General features: G+C 73.7%; 2 protein-coding genes. Both read right to left on the reverse strand.

What is annotated here, in order from left to right:
- Positions 1 to 312: 312 nt before the first annotated feature.
- Entirely contained in the window at positions 313 to 906 is a 594-nt protein-coding gene (locus tag ACFWJB_RS24855) for a dTDP-4-dehydrorhamnose 3,5-epimerase family protein (RefSeq protein ID WP_385473585.1), read from the reverse strand.
- A 97-nt stretch (positions 907 to 1,003) separates the two neighbouring features.
- Complete coding sequence (locus ACFWJB_RS24860; RefSeq protein WP_386924945.1) at positions 1,004 to 2,479, reverse strand: DHA2 family efflux MFS transporter permease subunit; 1,476 nt, start codon at positions 2,477 to 2,479, stop codon at positions 1,004 to 1,006.
- Positions 2,480 to 2,816: the final 337 nt, after the last annotated feature.

Genomic DNA, 2,816 nt, shown 5'->3' on the forward strand with positions numbered 1-2,816 from the left:
ATGCCCGCACCGTCCCCGACTGCACCGGTGAGCGCGGCGGCCGTGGGCGCCCGCGCCGCCCCGGGCGGGGAGCCCCGCGCGCCCCGGCGCAGCCCCCACTACCACGAGCGCCGGGCCGGCCCCGCCCCGCCCCCCCGCCCGCGCGGGGGCGCGGCGGGCCGGCCCCCGGGCTCCCCTATGTCGGGGGCCCCGGCCGCGGCCGGCCGCCCCCCCGGCGGTGCGCCGGGGGCACGGTGTGAAACGGGAACCTGCCGCACCGGCAAGGGGCCGCCCCCCTTTTCTTCCTGGGGGGCGGCCCCTCGGCGGTGCCGGTCAGGGCGTCCGGTAGGAGGCCTTCGCCTGCTCGTAGGTGGGCAGCAGGCCCTGGCGGACCGCCTCGGCGAGGGTCGGGGCGTCGGTGTCCTTGGGGGACCTGATGAAGGGCCCGGAGGTGTTCCAGTCGATGCCGATGTCGGGGTCGAGGGCCTGGATGTCCACCATCGTGCCGGGCACGTACTCCTCGGAGCACAGGTAGTTCATGCAGGTGTCGTCGGTCAGCGCCAGGAAGGCGTGTCCGAGGCCGTCCGCGAGGTAGACGCCGATGCCCGAGCCGGCCTCCTGCAGGGTGGTGTCGAACATGCCGAACGTGGGCGAGCCGACCCTGAGGTCGACGACCACGTCCAGCGCGGCGCCGCGCACGCAGGTCACCAGCTTCGCCTGGCCCGGCGGCAGCGTCGTGCCGTGGATGCCGCGCAGCGTGTTGCGCCTGGACACCGAGTAGTTGACCTGCCGGACGGTGAACGTCTGCCCGCTCGCCGCGGTCAGCTCGCTCGTCCGCCAGGCTTCGAAGAAGTACCCGCGGTTGTCCGGCAGGGATGACGGGATGATCCTGAAGGCGTCGCGGACCTTCATCTCCTCGATTGCCATATGTCCCTCGGTTCGTCTCTGGCGGCCTGTCGCCGGCGGGGTGTGCACAGGGACGCGCGCCCGGTGGGTCCGGGCGCGCGGGGTGGTGAGGGGGTGCTCAGCGCACCGCGGCCGGCGGTGCCTGCTCGGCGGGGGCCGGTGCGGACTCGGGGGTGCCGGGTGCCGGGGCGGCGGGCGCGGCGCGCCGGCCGGGGACGACCAGCATGGCCACGGTGGCCAGGGCCACCGCGACGGCGCCCACCCACATGGCGGGGACCAGGCCGTCGACGAAGTTCTGCGGTGAGGCGTAGCCGCCGTTGGCGCTGAAGATGGAGGCCAGCAGGGCGACGCCGAAGGCGGCGCCGAGCTCGCGGGTGGCGGCCGTGACGCCGGAGGCGATGCCCTGTTCGTGCTCGGCGACCGAGCCCATGGTGAGGTTCATCAGCGGCGCGTAGAACAGGGCCATGCCCGCGCCGCAGATCATCAGTGACGGCAGCTGCTCGACGTAGGAGACGTCGGGTTCGAGGACGAACGCCCAGTAGGCCATGCCGGCCGTCATCATGGCCAGGCCGAGGGTGACGACGGGTTTGCCGCCGATGCGGTCGGAGATCATGCCGCCGATCGGTGCGACCACCATCGGCATGGCCGTCCAGGCCAGCAGCCGTACGCCCGCGTCCATCGCGCTGTAGCCCTGGATGTTCTGCAGGAACTGGGTCATCAGGAAGATGGCGCCGAACATGCCGACCGACATCAGTACGCCGGCCAGGTTGATGCCGGTGAAGGCCCGGTTGCGGAACATGCGCATCGGCACCATGGGCCGGTCGGTGGTGTTCTCCCAGGCCACGAACACGGCCATGACGGCGGCGCCGCCGATCAGGGAGCCGAGCACCAGGGCCGAGGTCCAGCCCTCCTCGTGGCCCTTGACCAGGCCGAGGACGATACCGAACAGGCCCACGCCGGAGAGCACGGTGCCCACCGCGTCCAGGCGGGAGTCGGTGATCCGGCTCTCGCCGAGCTTGCGGAACGCCAGCGGGGCCAGGGCCAGGCCGATGGGGACGTTGAGCCAGAAGATCCACTGCCAGGACAGGTGCTCGACGACGGCTCCGCCGACGAGGGGTCCGGCGGCGATCGACAGGCCGTTGATCGCGCCCCAGATGCCGAGCGCGGAGCCGCGTTTCTCGGGCGGTACGGCGACGGTCAGCAAGGTGACCGACAGCGGCATGATGACGGCCGCTCCGGCGCCCTGCACGGCGCGGGCGGCGATGAGCGCGCCGACGCCCGGTGCCAGGGCGGCGGCCGCGGACGCCGCGGTGAACAGCAGCAGGCCCAGGCCGAATACGCGGCGCCGGCCGAAGCGGTCGCCGAGGGCGGCACCGAACATCATCAGCACCGCGAAGGACAGGGTGTAGGCGTTGACCGTCCACTCGAGGTCGCTCAGGCTCCCGCCGAGTTCGTCCTTGATGGTGGGCAGCGCCGTGATGATCACGAGGTTGTCCAGGCCCGCCATGAAGGAGGCGAGGCCGGTGACGAGGATGGCCCAGAGGACCGTGCCCTTCGTTCCTCCGCCCGGGGATGGGGGGTTGGCGGTGCTCATCCGAGCATCCTTTCTGGAGGCGGACTGTGCGTCGGGGCGTCGCCGGCATCAGGTCCGGCGGGCCGCAGCACGCAACGACAGCACGGCCGGCAGCTCCGGCCGCCGCGGTCGACGCTAGGCAGGGGTCCTCGACTTTCCCTCGAGTCCGGCCGGTCCGCCGGCCGCACGTGCGCGCGGGCGGCGAACACCCGTACCGCGCCGGGCCGCCCCGCCGTTTCGGCCGGGCCCCCCGCCCGCCCGCCGGGGGCCCGCCCAGCGGGGCGGGCCGGGGGGGGGTGGGGGGCGGCGGCGGAGGCAAGGTGGCACGCCCAAGGATGGGGGTTCGGACTAAAGCCCC

Source organism: Streptomyces sp. NPDC127100 (assembly GCF_042724095.1).
Classification (GTDB): domain Bacteria; phylum Actinomycetota; class Actinomycetes; order Streptomycetales; family Streptomycetaceae; genus Streptomyces.